Annotated in this window: 18 protein-coding genes; 7 read left to right on the plus strand and 11 right to left on the minus strand. The window is 53.8% G+C overall.

Annotated features, from left to right (window positions below; genetic code table 11):
* Positions 1–60: 60 nt before the first annotated feature.
* Positions 61–1,107, plus strand: coding sequence for an LLM class flavin-dependent oxidoreductase (locus KW808_RS10585; RefSeq protein WP_003862021.1), 1,047 nt, complete (start codon positions 61–63; stop codon positions 1,105–1,107).
* A 7-nt stretch (positions 1,108–1,114) separates the two neighbouring features.
* Here KW808_RS10585 and KW808_RS10590 read toward each other — a convergent pair whose 3' ends face one another.
* The 3 genes from KW808_RS10590 to KW808_RS10600 are packed head-to-tail and all read right to left on the minus strand — an operon-like array spanning position 1,115 to position 2,423.
* Positions 1,115–1,495: an RNA-binding S4 domain-containing protein gene (locus KW808_RS10590; RefSeq protein ID WP_003862023.1), complete on the minus strand. Its 381-nt coding sequence runs from the start codon at positions 1,493–1,495 to the stop codon at positions 1,115–1,117.
* A gap of 10 nt (positions 1,496–1,505) precedes the next feature.
* A complete protein-coding gene (locus KW808_RS10595; RefSeq protein WP_003862025.1) occupies positions 1,506–1,739 on the minus strand; it encodes a hypothetical protein in 234 nt (77 codons plus the stop codon).
* 30 nt (positions 1,740–1,769) lie between these two features.
* Positions 1,770–2,423, minus strand: a complete 654-nt coding sequence (locus KW808_RS10600; protein WP_003862026.1) for a YigZ family protein — start codon at positions 2,421–2,423, stop codon at positions 1,770–1,772.
* A 54-nt stretch (positions 2,424–2,477) separates the two neighbouring features.
* Here KW808_RS10600 and treZ point away from each other — a divergent pair, with 54 nt between their 5' ends.
* The gene (gene treZ / locus KW808_RS10605) at positions 2,478–4,202 is read left to right on the plus strand and encodes a malto-oligosyltrehalose trehalohydrolase (protein ID WP_034983822.1); all 1,725 of its coding nucleotides are present in this window, start codon (positions 2,478–2,480) and stop codon (positions 4,200–4,202) included.
* 38 nt (positions 4,203–4,240) lie between these two features.
* Here the strand turns inward: treZ and ilvA are convergent, their stop codons facing one another.
* On the minus strand, positions 4,241–5,551 hold the full coding sequence (gene ilvA, locus KW808_RS10610) for a threonine ammonia-lyase IlvA (protein WP_003862033.1): 1,311 nt from the start codon (positions 5,549–5,551) through the stop codon (positions 4,241–4,243).
* A 214-nt stretch (positions 5,552–5,765) separates the two neighbouring features.
* Between ilvA and KW808_RS10615 the strand changes: the two genes are divergently transcribed.
* Positions 5,766–6,275 (plus strand): hypothetical protein, encoded by a 510-nt coding sequence (locus KW808_RS10615; protein WP_003860413.1) that lies wholly within the window; start codon positions 5,766–5,768, stop codon positions 6,273–6,275.
* Positions 6,276–6,382: 107 nt separating this feature from the next.
* Here the strand turns inward: KW808_RS10615 and KW808_RS10620 are convergent, their stop codons facing one another.
* Positions 6,383–7,588: a cobalamin-independent methionine synthase II family protein gene (locus KW808_RS10620; protein WP_499652061.1), complete on the minus strand. Its 1,206-nt coding sequence runs from the start codon at positions 7,586–7,588 to the stop codon at positions 6,383–6,385.
* Positions 7,589–7,734: 146 nt separating this feature from the next.
* Positions 7,735–11,301 carry a DNA polymerase III subunit alpha gene (dnaE, locus tag KW808_RS10625; protein WP_003860412.1) on the minus strand — a complete coding sequence of 1,189 codons (3,567 nt, stop codon included), beginning with the start codon at positions 11,299–11,301 and terminating at the stop codon, positions 7,735–7,737.
* A gap of 96 nt (positions 11,302–11,397) precedes the next feature.
* On the opposite strand from dnaE, the gene rarD reads away from it, so the two are divergent.
* Positions 11,398–12,282, plus strand: a complete 885-nt coding sequence (gene rarD, locus KW808_RS10630; RefSeq protein WP_003860411.1) for an EamA family transporter RarD — start codon at positions 11,398–11,400, stop codon at positions 12,280–12,282.
* A gap of 7 nt (positions 12,283–12,289) precedes the next feature.
* On the opposite strand, the gene KW808_RS10635 is transcribed toward rarD, so the two are convergent.
* Genes KW808_RS10635 through lspA form a run of 3 tightly spaced genes read right to left on the minus strand, consistent with a single transcriptional unit; the run spans position 12,290 to position 14,372 of the window.
* A complete protein-coding gene (locus KW808_RS10635; RefSeq protein WP_003860410.1) occupies positions 12,290–12,859 on the minus strand; it encodes a hypothetical protein in 570 nt (189 codons plus the stop codon).
* Entirely contained in the window at positions 12,859–13,791 is a 933-nt protein-coding gene (locus KW808_RS10640) for an RluA family pseudouridine synthase (protein ID WP_003856488.1), read from the minus strand. Before KW808_RS10640 ends, KW808_RS10635 begins: the two co-directional genes overlap by 1 nt.
* Positions 13,791–14,372 (minus strand): signal peptidase II, encoded by a 582-nt coding sequence (gene lspA / locus KW808_RS10645; RefSeq protein ID WP_003860409.1) that lies wholly within the window; start codon positions 14,370–14,372, stop codon positions 13,791–13,793. Before lspA ends, KW808_RS10640 begins: the two co-directional genes overlap by 1 nt.
* A 319-nt stretch (positions 14,373–14,691) precedes the next feature.
* Here lspA and KW808_RS10650 point away from each other — a divergent pair, with 319 nt between their 5' ends.
* A complete protein-coding gene (locus tag KW808_RS10650) occupies positions 14,692–15,552 on the plus strand; it encodes a hypothetical protein (protein ID WP_003860407.1) in 861 nt (286 codons plus the stop codon).
* A gap of 157 nt (positions 15,553–15,709) precedes the next feature.
* Complete coding sequence (locus KW808_RS10655) at positions 15,710–17,362, plus strand: ABC-F family ATP-binding cassette domain-containing protein (protein ID WP_003860406.1); 1,653 nt, start codon at positions 15,710–15,712, stop codon at positions 17,360–17,362.
* 3 nt (positions 17,363–17,365) lie between these two features.
* Here the strand turns inward: KW808_RS10655 and KW808_RS10660 are convergent, their stop codons facing one another.
* On the minus strand, positions 17,366–17,968 hold the full coding sequence (locus KW808_RS10660; RefSeq protein WP_003860404.1) for a WKL family lipoprotein: 603 nt from the start codon (positions 17,966–17,968) through the stop codon (positions 17,366–17,368).
* 311 nt (positions 17,969–18,279) lie between these two features.
* Here KW808_RS10660 and KW808_RS10665 point away from each other — a divergent pair, with 311 nt between their 5' ends.
* Positions 18,280–19,257 (plus strand): asparaginase, encoded by a 978-nt coding sequence (locus KW808_RS10665; RefSeq protein WP_003860401.1) that lies wholly within the window; start codon positions 18,280–18,282, stop codon positions 19,255–19,257.
* Positions 19,258–19,753: 496 nt separating this feature from the next.
* On the opposite strand, the gene KW808_RS10670 is transcribed toward KW808_RS10665, so the two are convergent.
* Positions 19,754–21,157 carry a DNA polymerase IV gene (locus KW808_RS10670; RefSeq protein ID WP_011897551.1) on the minus strand — a complete coding sequence of 468 codons (1,404 nt, stop codon included), beginning with the start codon at positions 21,155–21,157 and terminating at the stop codon, positions 19,754–19,756.
* Positions 21,158–21,194: the final 37 nt, after the last annotated feature.

Below are 21,194 nucleotides of genomic sequence, written 5' to 3' on the forward strand. Positions count from 1 at the left end.
ATATTGTTGATATATCTACAAACTCTTTTAATTGGTCTGATCAACAACGTGAGGAAAGCAATGAAAAACGTCTCCTTCGGCCTCGACACCTTCGGCGACAACGCCATCGACCTGCAGGGCAACCCGGTCTCCCCTGCACAAACACTTCGAAACATCATTGATGAAGCCAAGATGGCAGAGAAAGTCGGGGTGGATATCATCGGCATCGGAGAGCACCACCGTGAGGAATACTCAGTTTCTGCACCTGACATCGTCATGACAGCTATCCTCGCATCCACTGAGCGACTCAAAGTCACCTCTTCCGTGACTGTGCTGTCCTCTGATGATCCTGTTCGCCTGTTTGAGCGTTATTCCACCATGAATGCACTGTCCAACGGGCGCGCCGAAATCACCTTGGGACGCGGCTCCTTCATTGAGTCTTTCCCATTGTTTGGTTTTGATCTTCAAGACTACGAGCAGCTGTTTAGTGAACGCCTTGATTTGTTCGCGAAGATTCTTGAGGCCGATAGCCGTGGTCAGGGTGTGACATGGCATGGTGAGACCCGCTCCGCGTTGGAAAACCAGATGCTTTACCCACCAACTGAGAATGGCATTCACGCTTGGGTTGCAGTGGGTGGCAGCCCAGAATCAGTCGTGCGCGCTGCTAAGTATCGTTTCCCGTTGATGCTTGCCATCATCGGCGGTGCTCCTGAGCGTTTCCGCCCGTATGTGGATCTGTACAAGCGTGCCAACGAACAGTTCGGGCAGCCTCAAAAGCCCATTGGTGTGCACTCCCCTGGACTCATTGCGGCAACTGATGAGGAAGCCCGTGAGCTAGCGCTTAATGATTGGTTGGAACTCCAACGCAAGATCGGTGCTGAACGCGGTTGGGCTCCTGCGGATGCAATGCAGTTTGAACGCGAAATCGATCACGGTTCCCTATACATCGGTTCCCCTGAGACGGTCGCAAAGAAGATCGCCAAAACCATTTCAGTGCTTGATCTTGATCGCTTTACCCTCAAATACGCCAGTGGCCAGACCCCTCATGAGTACTTGCTGAAGTCCATTGAGTTGTATGGCACTGAGGTTATTCCGCTGGTGAAGGACATCTTGACCAAGCAGGCTTAAGAAGGTCTTAGGACATTCCCCTGAACTGTTCCATTTCTCGCCGTTCCTTCTTGGTGGGCCGTCCGGCTCCACGGTCACGGCGAGGAATCGACGCCAGCACTTCCATCGGTGGTGGTGGCGGGGTGTGGTCAACGAAGCAGGTTCGGGCCACTGAGGCTCCGACTCGCTTCTTGATGGTGCGCAGCACCTCCACATCAAACTCGCGGTGGTTTACCCACACGCGCACGCGGTCACCTGGCACCACTTGTTGGGCAGGTTTGACCGCGCTGTTGTTTAGCTTGACGTGCCCTGCCCTGCAGGCTTCGGCAGCCTCTGACCGGGTTTTATATAAACGAACTGCCCACACCCACGCGTCGATGCGGACAGGTAATCCATCAGTGTCTGACATTGATTTCTAACTAGTAACGGTCTTTTTCGTTAATGATCTTTTGGACCTTGTTGTAGTAATAAAAACCGCCGACCACGGCGATGATCAATCCAAGTCCCATAAAGAATGCAGAGCCGAACACTAGCCACAGAGCCGCACCGCCTACGATGCCACCGCCAACACTGACAACTGCGTTGCGGGAGTTCTTGCGTACTTCTTGCTTACGTTTTTCGATTGGGTTGCGGGGGTATGGTTGCATGCTCATAGTTGAACAGTCTAGTGCTCTTACACCGCACTAGTCACTCGGGGATTCCACCCACATGTGCCCGGATTCTTTCAATTCAATTTCTGCACCCATCATGGATGACAATTGAGATTCCACCGCAGCCTGTTCACCAGGCAATAAAGCCAAGGTGTATGTGACTTCTGCACCATATTCAGTGTCGGTGATGATGATGCCCATGCCACGCAGATTCGCTTCAATGCGCCCCGCATCAGAATGCGGAAGGTCAATCTTGAAAATCTCTCTAACAGAGCGGGTGACTTGCAAAACCTCAGGTAGAAGCTCCGTCACCGCGTTGGTGTAGGCATTAACTAATCCGCCAGTGCCCAGTTTTACGCCACCGAAATAACGCACCACCACAGCGGCAATATCTTTCATTCCCGAGCCACGCAACGCCTCTAGCATGGGTTTTCCCGCGGTACCGGAAGGTTCGCCATCATCAGAGGAACGCTCCACATCATTTGAGCCATCCACATGGAAAATAAAGGCACTGCAATGATGACGCGCATCCGGATACAGCTCCTTGATGGAGTGAATAAATTCCCGAGCTTGCTCCTGATCTTGCACACGCGTGATATAGGTCAGAAATCGCGAGCGTTTGATCTCTAGTTCATGCTCAAAGACTTGATCAGCCTGAGGGAGTTGGTATTGCGTGAGATGTGCCATAGCATCTCACATCTTAGCTCGCCAACCGGCAGCATTTTCACTAGCCTGGTGGCCATGTTGACCTCGCAAAGTTTTTCAGTGTGGGCTCCACTTCCCCACGATGTACATCTGATCCTCAACGGCGAAACCCTCCCCATGCACAAAACGGAGGGCAGCTGGTGGCGCGCCGAGATCGCGCCCAAGGCCGGCGATCGTTACGGTTTTTCGCTTTTCGACGGCTCCTCCTGGTCAAAAACCCTCCCCGATCCCCGCTCCACATCTCAACCAGACGGGGTTCATGGTTTAAGTGAAGTCTCCGATGATTCCTATCTGTGGGGTGACCAGCAGTGGACTGGCCGAATTCTCCCTGGCTCGGTGTTATATGAGCTGCATGTGGGCACCTTTAGTGAAGATGGAACGTTTGAGGGAGTCGTCGACAAGCTTCCTTATCTGCGCGACCTCGGCGTGACCGCCATCGAGCTTTTACCCGTGCAGCCCTTTGGCGGCAACCGCAATTGGGGCTACGACGGGGTGCTGTGGCACGCCGTCCATGCAGGCTACGGCGGTCCGGCGGGCTTGAAAAAGCTTATCGACGCCTCCCACCAGGCCGGCATCGCCGTCTACTTAGACGTCGTGTACAACCACTTCGGCCCCGACGGCAACTACAACGGGCAATTTGGCCCCTACACCTCTGGCGGCAGCACCGGCTGGGGCGACGTGGTCAACATCAACGGCCATGATTCAGATGAAGTCCGCAATTATATTCTCGACGCCACACGCCAGTGGTTCGAAGATTTTCACGTTGATGGGCTCCGCCTCGATGCGGTGCATTCTCTCGATGATCGCGGCGCCTATTCCCTACTTGCGCAGCTGACCATGGTGGCCGAGGATGTCTCCGCGCAAACAGGCATCCCACGCTCATTGATTGCAGAATCTGAACTCAATGACCCCAAGCTCGTTACCTCCCGCGAGGCCGGCGGTTTTGGCCTGGATGCACAGTGGGTTGACGATATCCACCACGCCCTCCATGCCCTCGTTTCTGGCGAACGCAATGGTTATTACAGCGATTTCGGATCTGTCGACACATTAGCCAAAACCCTGCGTGAAGTATTTGAACACACCGGAAACTACTCCACGTACCGCGGACGCAACCACGGCCGCCCTGTGCACCCCGATATCACCCCTGCCTCGCGCTTTGTCACCTACACCACCACCCATGATCAGACCGGCAACCGCGCAATCGGCGACCGTCCTTCCATGACTCTCACCCCGGAACAGCAGGTGTTGAAGGCAGCCATTATCTACAGCTCGCCGTATACCCCGATGTTGTTTATGGGTGAAGAATTCGGAGCCACCACCCCATTCGCTTTCTTCTGCTCGCATACCGACCCCGAGCTCAACCGCCTAACCTCCGAGGGCCGCAAACGGGAATTCGCACGCCTTGGCTGGAACGCCGACGACATCCCCTCCCCCGAGCTGGAATCCACCTTCACCTCCTCCAAACTCGATTGGGAGTTCACTGCGGAGCAGCGCCGCATCAACGACGCTTACAAGCAGCTGTTGCACCTGCGGCACACCTTGGGCTTCTCCCAACCAAACTTGCTCACACTCGAGGTTGAGCACGGCGAGAACTGGCTATCGATGGCCAATGGTCGCGGCCGAATTCTGGCGAATTTCTCCGACGACACCATCACCGTCCCGCTTGGCGGCGAGCTGATTTACAGCTTCACTTCCCCCACCGTCACCGACACCTCCACAACCCTTCAGCCGTGGGGCTTTGCGATCCTGACCCGAAACTAGAAAAAGGCCACCTCGATTGAGGTGGCCTTCAGCTATGTTTAGGTCAAGTATTCGTACTCAGGGGTGCCCGGCTCGAGGCGACGGGAATCAATTGCCGATTCCTCCATACGTTCCAGCAAAGAATCCAATCCTGATGCTTCACTCAAGTGAATACCCACCAACGCAGTACCGGTCTCACGGTTGTTGCGCTTGAGGTACTCAAACAGCGTGATGTCATCATCCGGTCCCAGGATATCTTCCAGGAAGTGACGCAACTGACCAGGCTTTTGCGGGAAGTTCACCAAGAAGTAGTGCTTCAAACCGCGGTGCACCAAGGAGCGCTCAGCGATTTCCGCATAACGCAGCACATCGTTGTTGCCACCAGAGATGATGCACACCACGACAGAACCAGGTGCAAAGGACATTTCCTTCAACCCAGCGATAGACAGCGCGCCAGCAGGCTCCGCGATGATGCCTTCGTTTTGGTAAAGATCGAGCATCTCAGTACACACAGCGCCCTCGGTCGCGCTCATCATGTGCACGCGACCCTGGTTCTTCTCCACGATGGTGTAGTTGAGATCTCCGACACGTTTGACTGCTGCGCCGTCCACAAAGGGATCAACAGTCTCCAAAGTGATTGGTCCACCATTGTGCAATGCAGCCTGCATGGATGCTGCTCCCGCTGGTTCGATACCAACGATCGCAGTGCGAGGTGCCATATCAGCCATGTAGCTGACCACACCTGCAAGAAGTCCGCCACCGCCGACTGGAACCATCACGTGATCTGCACTCTTGCCCATGGAAGTCAGCTGCGACAAGATCTCAGCAGCCACTGTACCCTGACCGATGACGGTGTTGCGAGCATCGAAAGGCTCGATCAGCGTTGCGCCGGTGCGCTCTGCATCTTCATGCGCTGCAGCCGATGCTTCGTCGAAGTTATTGCCAGTGACCACCAAGGAGACAAACTCTCCGCCGTGAACCATGATGCGGTCACGCTTTTGCTTTGGAGTCTGCACAGGAACATAGATGCGTCCCTGAACGCCCAAGGACTTGCACACATAGGCCACGCCCTGGGCATGGTTACCTGCAGATGCGGCAACGATACCTGCATCGCGCTGCTCCTGAGTGAGCTGCGCTCCAGAGTTCAGCGCACCGCGGATCTTGTAGGAACGAACATCCTGCAGATCCTCACGCTTAAGGTAGATTTCCGCTCCGGTTTCCTCAGAAAGACGAGGGCAATACTGCAATGGAGTTGGTGCAATGACGGAGGAAATTCGTGCCTGCGCCGTTTGAATGTCGGCGGCACGAATCAGCTCCGCTCCGCTAGCCATCACTCCTGGACTTTTCTCAGACACGTATGTTTCACTCATGGTTGACTAGTGTAATCCTCTCCTAGAATTGCACCTACTTTGGCATAGGTTTTATTTCCAACGAGCTCTTTGTAGAACAATGCTATAGATTGTTTTCTAGCCAATACTGTGGTTGTGGCATTACACTTTCCACGAGTTGAGGATAGCTTTCGCTATCCAATCTTCTATCTTGTTTCCATAGTAAATCCGCATATTTATTGCCAGGAGAAAAGTTTTGTCTTTGCGTCGAAGTACTTTGACCCTTGTTACAGCAAGCGCTGTGGCATTGTCCGTGTTCACTCCAGTTGCCCAGGCTCAGTCCTCTGACGCACTGACACAGCTCTCAGACAACATCACCTCATCACAGATCCTTGATGATGATGGAAATCCAGTCGATGGAAACGAAACCTGGCCAGGCAGCTCTGAAGGCAGCTCAATGCTCAGCAGTGGCGACATTCCTGCGGCCCCAAGCTTGAGCTCCTCCGGCAAAGACACCAGCGATGATGACGATGAAATCAGCGAAGAGCAGCAAGCACTGATCGATCGGTTGTCCGAAATGCCAGTGATTGGTTCCATTGTCTCCCCACCAGAATGGCTTGCCATTCCTTTTGCGGTACTGCAGGGATTGCTCGCAATCACCACTCTTGCTTCCACCGCAGCATCCTTCATGGTGACCGTCGACCCATCGTTCAAGCAGACTCTGCGTGACATGCTCACCCAGTTTGGCATCAACGTCGACGCTTAAAAGCACACTGACATAAAATGAGCGGCTGTTGTTCCTTCAGATAATTTTCCTAAAGGAACAACAGCCGCTCATTTTGCTGCCTAGACTAGCAACCCTCGTTGTCTAGCTTAGAACAGTTCCTTTGATGCAATGCGAGCGCCCTCTACTAGGGACTCCAGCTTTGCCCATGCGATCTGGGAATGCAGACGTCCGCCCAGACCACAGTCAGTGGACGCAATGACGTTCTCAGGGCCAACAAGCTTGGCGAACTGAACGATACGATCAGCAACCAGGCGTGGGTGCTCCACAGCGTTGATGGAGTGAGACACAACACCAGGGTAGATAACAGATCCTTCAGGAAGCTTGTTTTCTTCCCATACACGCCACTCGTGTGCGTGACGAGGAGATGCGCCTTCGAAGGAGAAGCCACCGACCTCTGCGCGCAGGATCTCACCAATGATGTCACCGAATGGGATGTCAGTGACGTGTGGTCCGTGCCAAGAGCCCCAGCAGATGTGCAGGCGGGTCTGTTCCTTTGGAAGGCCCTTCACTGCACTGTTGATGGCATCGATGCGTGTACCGATCCAGTCCAAGTAATCCTTCACGCTTGGCTCTGGGTTGATCTGATCCCATGCTTCTGTCAAGTCCGGTGCGTCGAGCTGAACGGTCAGACCTGCATCGGTGATGATCTTGTATTCCTGGGAAAGCGCATCGGCACATGCTGCGACGACTTCTTCATCAGTGTCGTAGAACTTGTTGGTCAATCGAGCTGCAGATCCTGGGGATAGTGCTGCAACGAAGCCGTCGGTAGCTCCCGCTGCGTTCATGCCCTTCTTCAGCAGATCAACATCCGTCTGAGTTTCTTCCTGGCCAATGTAGGTAATAGGTCCGGTGAACTCTGGGTTGCCCACAGAAGCGCGGCCGGTGAAGATGCCAGATACTGGATCCTCGTATGCTTCGCTGAACAATGCGCGGTCGCGACGATCAGAGAAGCTGGTCAGCTTGATGTTGCCAGGGGTGGAACGCACTGCTTCCTGGCTTGCCCAACGGTCGGTATCGGTCATGGTCAGTCCGCCCAGGCGGGTGAAGGAGTAGTTCCACCATGCACCGAAGTCAACTGCACCGGAGGTGACGTGGCCGTATTCGCCCTCGTTAAGGATGTCGATACCCAGGTCAACCTGGCGCTTGATCACGTCATCTACAGAAGACTGCAGAATCTGGAAGAATTCCTCCTCCCCAATCTCACCGTTAGAACGCTTGATGTTTGCATCAAGTAGCTCTGGGGTACGGGGCAAGGAACCAACGTGAGTGGTCCTGATGCGGTTCTGGCTCATTGAAAATCCAATCTAAAAGTCGAAAGAAAGTATCAAACTCTCATTCGACTCTAACCGCGTTTACCTCACCTACGGTCACTGCACCCGGAATTTTATTCATCATTCGGGTTTTCACCCCTACACGGGGTAATCCCAGCGTGATGTGATTAACCGAGGATGCCTGGCCCCATCGTTGCCTTGAGGTCACCCATCAAACTTGCGGATCGGTTGACTCTTAAGTGATCACCCAAAATCATGACCGTGGAGTTATCCCCATCGATCAAATTGAGGTACACATCAGATTCACCCTTGTTGTCCACCAGCACTTGCTTGAGCTTGGCAATGTTGGACATGGTGCACTGATCAGTACGCATGGACAAACGAAGCGGAAGTCCTTGCCCGTTTCCTGGCCCAAGCTCTGGAACGCGGAGATCATCGCAGAAAAGGCTCATACGATCATCTCGAATGGAGATGTGTGCCTTGGCCAAGATGATGTTGTCTTCCACAATCATGGATCCAACGATGGAATACACCTTGTTGAAGACCAACAATTCAACGGACGCGCCGTTGTGATCTTCAATGGTGACAATCGCCCAAGGGGAACCGTCCTTCTTGGAGAACCGTCGATCCACACCAGAGATAATGCCACCCACGGTCACTTCTGCGCCGTGCTTGAGTTCACCGGCAACAATGGTGGTCAGTGCTGTATCAACCTGGGCAGCAATGGCATCTTCATAGCCATCGAGTGGGTGTCCAGAAACATACAGACCCAGCATTTCTCGCTCGAGTGCGAGCTCATGCTTACGGTCCCATTCGTCATCAGGAACGGTGATCTGGAAGAAACTTGCCACATCGTCGTTGTTATCCGAGTCGAAAGCTGCAAAGAGATCAAATTGTCCCTTGTCAGCAGCTTTTTTGGTAGCGATGACGGAATCAACGGCATCTTCGAAGACCAGCATGAGGCCTTTTCGTGCGTGTCCAAGGGAGTCAAAAGCGCCACCCTTGATCAAAGACTCGGTGATGCGCTTGTTACACGGCAGGGTATCGATCTTGTCCAAGTAGTCTGAGAAGTCCTTAAATAGGCCCTTTTCCTTGCGGGTATCCAAAATGGAATCCACAACTTCAGCACCCACGTTTCTAATGGCTCCCAGTCCATAGCGAATATCGGTGCCAACAGGAAGGAAGTTCAATGAGGACTCGTTAATATCCGGCGAAAGCACTCGAATTCCAAGGTGTCGGCAATCAGAAAGGTAGATCGCCGATTTGTCCTTGTTATCACCCACAGAAGTCAGCAGTGCTGCCATGTATTCCGGCGCGTAGTGCGCCTTCAAATAGGCAGTCCAGAAGGATACAAGTCCATAACCTGCGGCGTGAGACTTGTTGAACGCGTAGCCGGCGAACGGCAGAATGGTATCCCACAAAGTCTTAATCGCGGCATCTGAATAGCCGTTCGTCTTCATTCCACCTTCGAAGTTTGCGAACTCCTTTTCCAGGACCTCGGGCTTCTTCTTACCCATGGCTTTACGGAAACCATCTGCTTGACCAGCGGTGTAGTTTGCGACCTTCTGGGAGATCCTCATGATCTGCTCCTGGTACACAATCAGACCATAGGTTTCACCAAGGATTTCTTCCAGAGCTTCCTCCAACTCTGGGTGAATTGGAGTAATGGGCTTGCGTCCGTTTTTACGGTCGGCGTAATCCCAGTGCGCGTTCACACCCATGGGGCCTGGGCGATACAGCGCAAGCGCTGCGACGATGTCATTGAAGCCGGTTGGCTGCATACGCTTCAGCAGCTCCTGCATGCCACCACCATCAAGCTGGAACACACCAAGGGTTTCTCCACGGCCTAGCAGCTTGTAGGTTTCTTCATCCTCGATCGCTAGGTTTTCTAGATCAAGCACTTCCCCATCGCGGTTGGCCTTAATGTTTTCAATCGCATCGCCAATAACGGTAAGGTTTCGAAGACCCAGGAAGTCCATCTTCAACAGGCCAATGGCCTCACATGCTGGGTAATCCCAGCCTGTAATCAGTGCGCCGTCGGCTGGCCGCTTCCACATCGGAATGCAGTCCAGCAGCGGTACAGAAGACATAATCACGGCACACGCGTGCACGCCAGATTGGCGCACCACGCCTTCCAAACCACGAGCGGTGTCGTAAATGCGCTTCACATCAGGGTCGGTTTCGATCAGCTGGCGCACCGCACCTGCTTCATTAAAACGAGGGTGATCCGGATCGGTGATACCGGACAACGGAATATCCTTCGCCATAATGGCAGGTGGAAGCTCCTTGATCACGCGGTCAGCGATTTGATAGCCTGGCTGCCCCATTTGCACACGGGCGGAGTCTTTCAGTGCCTGCTTTGTTTTCACCGTACCGAAGGTGATCACCTGAGCAATCTTGTCCTCGCCCCAACGGTCAGCTGCGTAACGGATCATTTCACCGCGGCGGCGATCATCGAAGTCAATATCGATATCGGGTGCGGATGGTCGTTCTGGGTTGAGGAATCTCTCGAACAGCAATCCGTGTTCCATGGGGTCAATGTTGGTGATGGTCAACGCGTAGGCAACCAATGCACCTGCAGCTGAACCACGGCCAGGTCCAACTCGAATACCAATGGAACGGGCATGTTTGATCAGCTCAGCAACGATGAGGAAGTAGGACGGATAGCCCTTCATATCAATAACAGAGATCTCATACTCAGCGCGCTCAATGTAGTCCTCAGGGATTTGCTGTCCGGAGAAACGATCTTCCAAGCCAGCCATCACTTCATGGTGCAACCAGGACGTTGGTGTGTGACCTTCTGGAACATCAGCGATAGGCATGCGGTCGTGTGAGTGTTCTTCCCAGATTTCGTCATAGGACTGCACACGTTCAGCGATCCACAGGGTGTTGTCGCAGCCATCTGGAACCATGTCGTCCCAGAGTGCACGCATTTGTTCTGCGGATTTGACGTAATAGCCGGTTCCGCCGAATTTAAATCGGTCCTCGTCATGAAGTGTTTTGCCTGTTTGCACGCAGAGCATTGCCTCGTGGGCTTGCGCCTGAGATTCCAGCACATAGTGGCAGTCGTTGGTGACCAGGGGTGGCAAATTGAGCTTGCGTCCGATTTCGAGCAGCTCGCTGCGCACACGGGTTTCAATGTCGAGCCCGTGGTCCATCAACTCGAGGAAGTAGTTGTCGCGACCATAGATGTCCTGCCACATGGCGGCTGCTTCAAGGGCTTCGTCGAACTGGCCCAAGCGCAGGCGTGTTTGCACATCGCCGGAAGGGCAACCCGTGGTGGCGATGATGCCTTCGGCGTGCTCAGCGATGATATCGGCGTCCATGCGGGGCCACTTGCCTAGCTGGCCTTCGTACGATGCCATCGAAGATAGATAAAAGAGGTTTCTTAAACCTGTGGTGTTTTCTGCAAGCATCGTCTGGTGCAAATACGCACCGGAACCAGAAACATCATCTGATTTTTGGTGTGGTTCGCCCCAACGCACACGCTCTTTCTTAAAACGAGACTCAGGTGCCATATACGTTTCAATGCCAATGATGGGCTTAATGCCCATCTCTGTCATCTTGCGATAAAAGGGGTTGGAGCCATACATATTGCCGTGGTCGGTGATTCCGACTGCAGGCATTCCCTGGGCTTTAACCTCATCGGCCAACATGTCGATCTTAGCCATTCCATCAAGCATGGAAAACTCGGTGTGGTTGTGAAGATGTACAAATGAGGATTGCTTGGCCATGTGGGACAGTCTAGCCATCTCCTTACACGGGTGAAACTCCCCTTAAATTGGGCATGTGAACACCGTTTTCTACGCCTGGGTATAAGGTGACCTTTTATGATCTACGGCGTAATTGCTTACTTGGGATGGGGCATGTTCCCCGCATTTTTCCCACTGCTTCTTCCAGCAGGACCAATTGAGATTCTGGCGCATCGAATCCTCTGGACCGCCGTATTGATGATGGTCATTATCAGTGTCACTAAGGGCTGGAAAGAGCTGAAAAATGCTGACCGCGGGACCTGGTTGCGCATCGTGCTGGCATCGTTGTTTATTGCCGGCAACTGGCTGATCTATGTCATTGCTGTCAACTCTGGCCACGTCACGGAAGCTGCTCTGGGATACTTTATTAATCCGCTGGTCAGCGTGGTGTTTGGCATCGTGTTCTTTAAGGAACAGCTACGAAAACTCCAGATGAGTGCAGTAATTATTGCACTTGCTGGTGTTTTGGTACTGACGTTCTTGAGCGGTCAGCCTCCCTATCTGGCTCTAACGCTGGCGTTTACCTTTGGTGTTTATGGAGCATTGAAGAAGCAGGTAAACATGTCTGCGATTGGTTCACTCACCGCCGAAACTCTGGTGCTGCTACCCATCGCCATTGTCTACTTGATCTGGCTTGAAACCTCAGGCCAAGGCACCTTCTTTAGCAACGGTGGCGGGCACATCGCGCTATTGATCAGCTCTGGTTTAGTCACGACTGTCCCGTTGTTGATGTTCGCTCTGGCTGCCAAGGCAATTCCGCTTTCCACGGTCGGTATGCTGCAGTACCTCACCCCAACGATGCAGATGCTGTGGGCATTGTTTGTGGTCAATGAGGTTGTAGAACCAGGGCGTTGGGTTGGTTTTGTCATTATTTGGGTTGCGGTGGCGATCTATCTCACCGATATTGTGCGTCAAAAACGCCCCGGAAAATCTGCACCAATAATCACAGAACCAACACCTTAAAATCCGGTTATTCCACGTCTACTGGTCGCACTCCAAAACTACCCCACGCTGTATCAGGTGGCAGGGTTTCAATGCTGTAGACCAGTGGGCTTTCAGCTAGTGGTCGCACGTTTTCGGGAATATCCCACACCACTACCCCGTTGAGCTCGCCCGGCGCGCGGACGTTGCCGATTCCGGATAACTGGGCGTCGACAAGCGCAATTTGGCGGTTGAAGACATCTTCGCGGGTTTCGCCGGCGATGGGTTCTGGCAGGTCCATGGCGGGTGCAGAAAGCATCACCATGGCGCTGACGCGGCCGATTCCATCGAGAAGCTCGCCTGCCTCAGCAGGTGAAAGTGGCTGTGTGAACGTCACCAGTGAATAGGCTTCTTCGCCGACCACGGCATTTTCCAATGATTCCGATGCCCGCTGACGGTACTCGACGGAAGTTTCCGTGTTGTCTTGGCCGAGCATGTCACCGTTGAGCTGCATGGGTTTCGCGGTGCGGTCGCTGAAACTCAAGATCGCAACCACGACAACCAATGCGAGAATTGCTAGGAGGGCGACGATGCGTCGCCCTTTATCGACACCATCCATTATTGCTCGCGGAGAACGTCTAAAGCGTGTTGGAGATCAGTTGGATATGGGGAGACGATTTCCATCCATCGGCCATCTGCTGGGTGGTTGAATCCAAGCGAGACGGCGTGCAGCCACTGACGGTTAAGGCCAAGGCGCTCGGACAACGCAGGATCAGAGCCGTACATGGGGTCGCCACAGCATGGGTGGTGCAGCGCGGAGAAATGCACGCGGATCTGGTGGGTGCGGCCAGTTTCCAGGTGGATTTTCAGCAGGGTTGCCTCTTGGAAGGCCTCCAGGGTTTCGTAGTGTGTGACGGCGTGTTTGCCTTCAGTTGTTACTGCGAAACGCCAACCTGCTGAGGGGTGGCGGCCGATCGGTGCTTCGATGGTTCCGGTCAGCGGATCAGGGTGGCCTTGCACCAACGCGTGGTAGGTCTTGTCCACGGTGCGGTCCCGGAAAGCGCGCTTGAGTACTGTGTATCCACGTTCAGAGGCAGCAACCACCATCACGCCAGACGTGCCAACGTCAAGGCGCTGCACAATACCCTTGCGCTCTGGTGGGCCGGAGGTGGAAATGCGGAAACCTGCAGCTGCAAGTCCGCCCACCACAGTTGGGCCTTCCCAACCCACAGTGGGATGTGCCGCCACGCCGACGGGTTTGTTGACTGCGATGACATCGTCATCAGAGTACAAAATATCCAGGCCGGGAACGATTTCTTCCTTGGGCATCAACGGAGCTGCTGGTTCAGGCAGCAAGACATCCAGCATGGAATCGGCAACGAGCCGCTCGCTTTTACCTACCACTGCCCCATCAACGCTGACATCGCCGGCGGTGGCGAGTTCTGCAGCTACGGTGCGTGAAATTCCCAGCAACTTGGACAGTGCTGCGTCCACACGCATGCCTGCCAGTCCTTCTGGTACGGGAAGGGTTCTGCTTTGTCGGTTGTTCATCAGGCCTCATCCTTCTCGTCAGTTGCTTTGGCATGCTGGGCGTTTTCACGGTCCTCAAGGAACATTCCGATCAGGAACACCACGACGCCGCAAGAAATCGAGGCATCGGCGATATTAAATACTGCAAAGTTTCCTACGGAGATGTAATCAACAACATGTCCGAAGAAGAAGGAAGGATCTCTGAACAACCGGTCCAACACGTTTCCCAAGGCTCCACCGGCAACAAGGGCAAGTCCTGCCGCGATCCACTTGTGTTTGATGCGTGGGGCATAAATTGCGATACCGATGACGAAGCTCAACTGAATGGTTGTAAAGATCCAGGTGCTGTTTTCCCCACCCATCGAAAATGCGGCTCCGGGGTTAAACAGGAGGTAGAAGCGGAACCAATCCCCAATGATGGGAACGGGAACGCCAGGTTCCAACCAACTAAGCATAATCTGCTTGACTATTTGGTCTAGGGACGCAATCACCACAACGATGGCGGCCATCAAGGCAACCACCTGTTTAACGGTTGTCCTCTTTTCTTTCTTACTCATGGGGGTCACGTTTGCCCCTGCATCCTTTGAGGTCACGTTGACCATCTTTCCCCATGAGCGGTAGAAACTTCCACCCAGGCTCAATTAAGGGTGAAAGGTGATCTTTAATTCAGCGCTGGTTTTTACACAGTTGCAGCAAAAATTCGGCCATTCCGATTGCTTTTGACAGCTAAACTTTGCATTTGTTCTTTTTGGCGCCGATGCCGATAGGTTTAAAGGCGTGCTAAAACGATTCTCTCACCACTCCAGCCCGCGAGTTCTTTCACGGAAAGTTGTCGCGTCCGCATTAGCTTTAACAACCGCGCTGGCTTTAGCCGCGTGTAGTTCCTCAGCCGAGCCGGACTCCCCTGAAGTTGAGCAGGCGGTGGGTCTTGCGGTGGATACGCCACGTGTGGTGGTTGTGGATCCAGGCACTGGCGATTTGCAGCGCTTGCAATACAAAGACATCGCCCCTGATGCCACACAGGAACAGACCATCAATATTGCTGAAGGTTTTGCCCAATCGGTGGTGAATGCAGACAGTGTGGATCAGCAGGCACCAGCCGGTGGCGATGTCACCACATTCCACCTTCCTGTTAAAGCCACCACCGAGGAAGCGGAGTTCAGCGATCAGGAAATGGTGAGCGCGACTCGCGATATCTCTCTACTTTTCGGTAAACCTACCTACACCGATCTTTCCCAAGTTGAAGATGTAAATTCCACCGAGGGATTCACTCTGGGAATCCGCGCAACAGATAGTGGACAGCACACCACCTTAAGTTTCGCAGCCCCTGTTGATTCCACTGAAACTGGTCGCATGCTCATGGAGCAATACTTACTCACGTTTACGTCCCTTCCCATTGTGTTCCCCTCTGACGATATTGGCGTGGGCGCGAAGTGGACTGTGGATAGCCGTGTGACAGGCGAATCAACGCTGCTACAAACCGTGACCTACACGATCACAGGGATCGACGGCGACAAAGTAAACCTCGATGTGGAAGTCTCTCAGCGCCCCAGCATGGGTGCGTTGGAGATCACCGATGAAGAATCGGACGAGACCACCGGGCAGCTCACTGTCCTTAATTCCAACACCACCTCCGTGGGCACCTTGGAAGTCGATCTGACTCAGCCTTTACCTACGTCAGGACAGGTTTCTTGGACCACTCGCGTGATTTACGGCGGTTCCAATGAGCAGGTGCGTGTGGTGCAGGATTCCACCTCTTCGGTGAGCTTCGGAGACCAGTAATTTACCAATTGGGGTTGCCAAAATCCCCAACTGTGGTTCATACTTGTCTGCATGGATCTTCAATAGTCAAAACCAGCAAACTAATTTTTTAAGTTTTACGTAACTGGCCCCACCGCTTGTGGCAGGCCTTGCGTTTTGACATTGAAGGACCCTTTTTATGCGCACTTTTGCCGCTTATATTGCCATTGATGGCCTCAGCTTTTCCTACCCCAACACCCACGTTTTAAGCGATATTTCGCTCACCGTTGCCAATGGCGATATCGCCGGACTGATTGGTGAAAACGGCGCAGGAAAATCCACCCTGCTCAGCCTCATCGCTGGCGTCATGGAACCCGACCAGGGCAGGATTTACCTCCCCGAACGCACCGGATTCATCGCCCAAGAAACAGACTTACCGTTTGAACAACCCGTGCAGTCGCTTATCGACGCCGCCGTCGCCCCAGTGCGCGCGGTCGATGCCTCGATTACAGATTTGTCCACCAAGCTTGGCGACGCCTCCCTCAGCACCGAGGTGCAGGCGCAAGTCGCCACAGATTTCGATGCAGCGCTAGGCGCTGCAGAAGAACTCGGACTGTGGGAATTAGATGCACGTATTGAAACCATCGTCGCGGGTCTCGGCCTTGCCGAGGTGGATCGCAGCACTCCCATTGGTGAGCTTTCCGGCGGTCAGCGCCGCAGATTCGCATTGGCAGCGCTGCTGTTGGAACCACACGATGCTCTGATTTTCGATGAGCCCACCAACCACCTCGACGACACAGCCGTGGATTTCCTCATCTCCGAGATTTCCCGTTTCAAAGGTCCAGTGCTGATCGCCAGCCACGATCGCTTCTTCCTCGACTCCGCCTGTACCGAGTTAATCGACCTCGATCCTGCACTTGGACCTGAGGGTGGATCCGGCGAAGAAGTAAAACAAGCCGTGTCTTTTGGTGGTGGATTTTCTGAATACATCAAAGAACGCGAGACCCGCCGCACCCGCTGGGCTCAGTTGTACACCGCACAAGAAACCGAGCGGGAAAAACTCGAAGAAACCACCGGCACCACCGAATCGGATATTTTCCACAGCTCGGTTTCCAAATCGGAAGCTAAAATCACCGCGAAATTTTACGCAGACCGGGCAGCTAAAACTCAAGGCAACCGCGTCCGCTCCGCCAAAAACCGCCTGAAGGAATTGGAACGCTATGAAATCCCAGCACCTCCAAAGCCACTGGAATTCCAAGGCATCCCAGAAGCCTCCGGAAACGGTCACGGTGAAACACTAGAAGTGCGGGCTATTGCTGTGGAAAACAGGCTTCAACCCTTGACTTTCCACATCGATCCCGGCGACCACATCCTGGTCGAAGGCCCCAACGGTGTCGGTAAATCCACCCTGCTGAGCGTTCTGGAAGGCGTGCTTGAACCAACCGAAGGTGAATTGCTAGTACCCGAAGGATTGAAAGTTGCGCGTCTAAAACAGGACGATCAGTGGACGGAAAAGCAGTTGAACACCCCCGTCGACGAATTGTTCGCTGCCCTATCGAAAGGTCCGGTCGGACTTAACCTCGTGGAGATGGGACTGTTGAGGGAGACGTCGCAAAGCAGCCCGCTACGGGCACTATCGCTCGGCCAACGCCGGCGCGTCTCGCTCGGCCTCATCCTGGCCAGCCCACCTGACCTGCTGCTTCTCGACGAGCCCACCAACCACCTTTCCCTCGCGCTGAGCGAAGAACTCGAGTCGGCGATAGAAAAATTCCCCGGTCGCGTTATTCTGGCCAGCCACGATAGGTGGATCAGAAAACGTTGGACGGGGAAGAAAATCAGCCTGAGCCGTTAAACCCTACTGAACAGGAACCTCTTCAACAGGGGCTTCCTCAACAACAGCACCCTCTTCAGCTGGGGCCTCTTCAATACCAGCGGAAGAAGCATCAGTTCCAACGCACATTGCAGGAACCTGCTCAGGAGCAACAGTGTTGGTGATCAAGATACAAGCCCAATCCTGGGACAGCTGCCAATTACCATCAGTGTTCACAAACTCCACGCCTTCAGCTTCCTGCTCAGCGCGGTCCGGAAGCTGGAACATGACGGTGGTCAGAACCTCAGAGGTTGGGTCATAGCCAGGAAGCACAGAACCAACAACCTGGAACTCAGCACCCGACTCCACCTTTGCCTGAGTCATGGTCTCAAACAGCTCAGGAGCGTTCTCAGAACCCTGAACAGTCTTCACCTTCTCCTCGATTGGTGCCTCAGGGTCGGTTGCCACAGCCAAAATTGCATTCAGTTCCTCAGCAGTTGGGTACTGAGTCGCAGCATCAGACGCAGCCGAAGAGGTGGAAGAAGAGGTGCTTGACTCCGAAGAGGAATCATCACTGCTGGAGCACGCGCTGAGCGCCAATGCTGCTGCAACAGTAAAAGTAACTGCGGTTGCCTTGAAAAGCTTCACGATGAAAATGATCCTTTGCTCTAATCTCTGGTCACCAAATATCTATCAGCATTCGACAGCTACCCATTCTATGGAACCGACGATGGATGATCTCGTGCCTCATCCCCACACTAAATGCACCCAGTTTAGGTTATCTGCACAATTTAGGCGTGCGCCTTCTGCATGCGACTTAGGTGTGCGACGTTTTCAATGACTTTCCCACCAAAGGGTACACGTGATTCATTTGTGACCAACAACCGAAACTGAGCCAGAAGACTGTCAATCCCCTGCTGTGCACATAACAACTGCAGCTAGTTGATACGCTAGAGCGCATGTCGAAGCAGCACTCCACACCATTAAACAATGATGAAGAACACACTTCCGCTCCTCAAAAGGTTGCGGTAATCACCACGGGCGGAACCATCGCCTGTACTTCCGACGCAAATGGGCATCTGCTTCCCACCGTCAGCGGTGCAGACCTGCTTGCGCCAATCGCACCACGGTTCAATGGAGCGCAGATCGCTTTCGAAATCCACGAAATCAACCGCCTTGATTCCTCCTCCATGACGTTTGAGGATCTCGATTCCATCATCGCCACAGTTCATAAGGTGTTGGAGGATCCGGATGTTGTTGGCGTAGTAGTTACCCACGGCACCGATTCCATGGAAGAGTCCGCCATCGCCGTAGACACCTTCCTTGATGATCCCCGCCCAGTCATTTTCACCGGCGCCCAAAAACCCTTCGATCATCCCGAAGCCGACGGCCCAAACAACCTTTTCGAAGCCTGCCTCATCGCATCCGACCCCTCCGCTCGCGGAATTGGTGCACTCATTGTCTTCGGTCACGCCGTCATCCCTGCTCGCGGCTGCGTTAAATGGCACACCTCTGATGAGCTGGCGTTTGCAACCAACGGCCCTGAAGAACCAGAGCGCCCCGATGCGCTGCCCGTAGCTAAATTGGCGGATGTCTCTGTCGAAATCATCCCCGCATACCCTGGTGCCACCGGCGCAATGGTGGAAGCTGCCATCGCTGCCGGCGCTCAAGGACTTGTAGTGGAAGCAATGGGATCAGGCAATGTTGGTTCCCGCATGGGTGATGCCCTAGGTAAAGCACTTGACGCTGGAATTCCCGTGGTGATGAGCACTAGGGTTCCTCGTGGTGAGGTATCCGGAGTGTATGGCGGTGCAGGTGGAGGTGCGACTTTGGCTGCGAAGGGCGCTGTGGGATCTCGCTACTTCAGAGCTGGTCAGGCACGTATTTTGCTCGCGATTGCCATTGCCACGGGCGCACATCCGGTGACGCTTTACTAATTTCGCCGTTGGTGTTGCATTAGGTTGGGTAGTGAAGACCCCTTTGGCTCTAGAAGGCGATTTAAGGGGTCGGATTTTCACATGGACCTTTGGTGTGGATGGGGTGCATTCAGGCGCTTAAAAGTGATTCCGAAAGGGCTCCATTTTGTTACCAGGGTGACAGGTGTGATTCCTGTGGATGCGCTAATCAAGAACTCGTCACGAACCTGTGGCCAGACCATTAAATCGAACGAATTTTTGCATCTCCCCCTCGGATTAGCGCGAATTTTCGATCAGAATTGGCCTCTCACGCCGGACTGGGGACGGATTTTTGCAACCCACCTCCCCTTAGGGTCCAACGGGGATTTCTGAATGTTTGCCGAGGTTCTATAACAAGGATCCACCACAAACTGCCGCCTTTCGGTAGCAATTTGTGGTGAATATTAGAACATTCTTTCCCTTTTCGTCTATTCATGGGCAACCACCGCCCAAAAGCACCCCGAAACCCGATGAAACCCTATTCGTCATCCCCCGTTTCACCATTTTCAGCAAACCAGTCAGCCCAATCCAAACTATCTAGAGGATCTGCCGGGGTGAGGTCCGGGTCATCCATGGAAAAACTTTTAGTTCGCCCTTTTGTGGTGCTGCGGGTTTCAAAACGTACTGATACAACACCGTGACCGGCACCTTGTACCCAACCGTGGCCATATTCTGGGTGGTAGACATCTTGCGTTGCGCGCCACATACTCAACGCGACATCTTGCGGCGCTTCAACTTGAGTACTTTCGGAACTAGAAGAGGATTGCACGCCTACCTCATAATCGGTGTCGGGTGCTGGTGGTACGATGATTTGTTGGTCAAGTTCCGGGAAGAGGATGTCTTGGCGGGATTCTTCCAAACCAGAAAAACTTACTCCGACAAGGCGAATGGGGCCTACTTCTCCGGGGTAGCGGGCAAGTCGGAATGCTGTTGCCTCAAGAGTTGCGTAATCATCGGTGGCATAGGACAAGGTGTAGGAACGAGACTCAATACGAAAGTCGGCCATCCGCAGTTTCACGCTGACAGTTCTGGCACCGCGTCCGTCTTTGAGGAGCCGTCGGTGTGCGCCTTCGGCTGATCGAATGATGGCAGCATCTACTTGTTGCCTGGTGAGGAGGTCTTTTTCATAGGTGTGCTCTTGGGAGATCTGTTTTGCTTCGGCGCGGGGTTCCACAGGGCGGTCGTCGATTCCTCGGGCAAGGTTCCACAGTGATATTCCGATGGTTGCACCGAGGCTGATTTCTACTTCTTTTTGGGTTAGCGCTGCTAGATCACCAATTGTTTCCACCCCCATTGAGGCAAGCTTGGAGCCTGTCACAGGACCCACTCCCCAAAGTGCGCCCACAGGAAGTGGATCAAGCAAGTCATGTTGCTTGTCTACTGGCACGACAAACACACCATCTGGCTTTGCTTCGCCTGAACCAATTTTGGCGATCTGCTTACCGGAGCCAGCACCAACCGAGGAGGGTAAGCCAGTAACTTCTTTAATTTCCGCGCGTAATTCTTCCGCCCACTGTTTCACCTCTTCTGGGGTGGCGCCAACGAGAGCCTCTGGTTCCATGAAGCCCTCATCGATGCTGAGGCGTTCGACAATTCCGGCGCGTTTTTCCACGATTTGGAACACCCGGCGCGAGGCTGCGGAGTAAACGATATGACGGGGTGTCACCACCACTGCCCCAAAACCTACTCGGGCTTTGGCTTGGTGCATGGGCATCGCTGAGCGGGCGCCAAATTTTCTGGCTTCATAGGATGCTCCGGCGACAACTCCCCTACCGGAGACTCCACCGACCAAGACGGGGCGGCCTCTTAAAGTGGGCCGGGTCAGTTGTTCGCAGGATGCGAAGAAGGCATCCATATCGATGTGAAGCACCCAGCGTTGCATGCTTTTTATGGTAGTTGACCAGCCGAAAATTAGGTTA

Source organism: [Brevibacterium] flavum (genome assembly GCF_019317305.1).
Lineage (GTDB): Bacteria > Actinomycetota > Actinomycetes > Mycobacteriales > Mycobacteriaceae > Corynebacterium > Corynebacterium glutamicum.

Bases quoted from the DNA above. Each gene is read 5' to 3' on its own strand.
- KW808_RS10595 (WP_003862025.1), bottom strand. From the start codon at position 1,739: ATGAGCATGCAACCATACCCCCGCAACCCAATCGAAAAACGTAAGCAA.
- KW808_RS10620 (WP_499652061.1), bottom strand. From the start codon at position 7,588: ATGAGCCAGAACCGCATCAGGACCACTCACGTTGGTTCCTTGCCCCGT.
- KW808_RS10670 (WP_011897551.1), bottom strand. From the start codon at position 21,157: ATGCAACGCTGGGTGCTTCACATCGATATGGATGCCTTCTTCGCATCC.
- KW808_RS10590 (WP_003862023.1), bottom strand. From the start codon at position 1,495: ATGTCAGACACTGATGGATTACCTGTCCGCATCGACGCGTGGGTGTGG.
- KW808_RS10585 (WP_003862021.1), top strand. From the start codon at position 61: ATGAAAAACGTCTCCTTCGGCCTCGACACCTTCGGCGACAACGCCATC.
- ilvA (WP_003862033.1), bottom strand. From the start codon at position 5,551: ATGAGTGAAACATACGTGTCTGAGAAAAGTCCAGGAGTGATGGCTAGC.
- KW808_RS10640 (WP_003856488.1), bottom strand. From the start codon at position 13,791: ATGAACAACCGACAAAGCAGAACCCTTCCCGTACCAGAAGGACTGGCA.
- KW808_RS10635 (WP_003860410.1), bottom strand. From the start codon at position 12,859: ATGGATGGTGTCGATAAAGGGCGACGCATCGTCGCCCTCCTAGCAATT.
- dnaE (WP_003860412.1), bottom strand. From the start codon at position 11,301: ATGGCCAAGCAATCCTCATTTGTACATCTTCACAACCACACCGAGTTT.
- KW808_RS10600 (WP_003862026.1), bottom strand. From the start codon at position 2,423: ATGGCACATCTCACGCAATACCAACTCCCTCAGGCTGATCAAGTCTTT.
- KW808_RS10665 (WP_003860401.1), top strand. From the start codon at position 18,280: ATGTCGAAGCAGCACTCCACACCATTAAACAATGATGAAGAACACACT.
- treZ (WP_034983822.1), top strand. From the start codon at position 2,478: ATGTTGACCTCGCAAAGTTTTTCAGTGTGGGCTCCACTTCCCCACGAT.
- rarD (WP_003860411.1), top strand. From the start codon at position 11,398: ATGATCTACGGCGTAATTGCTTACTTGGGATGGGGCATGTTCCCCGCA.
- lspA (WP_003860409.1), bottom strand. From the start codon at position 14,372: ATGGTCAACGTGACCTCAAAGGATGCAGGGGCAAACGTGACCCCCATG.
- KW808_RS10655 (WP_003860406.1), top strand. From the start codon at position 15,710: ATGCGCACTTTTGCCGCTTATATTGCCATTGATGGCCTCAGCTTTTCC.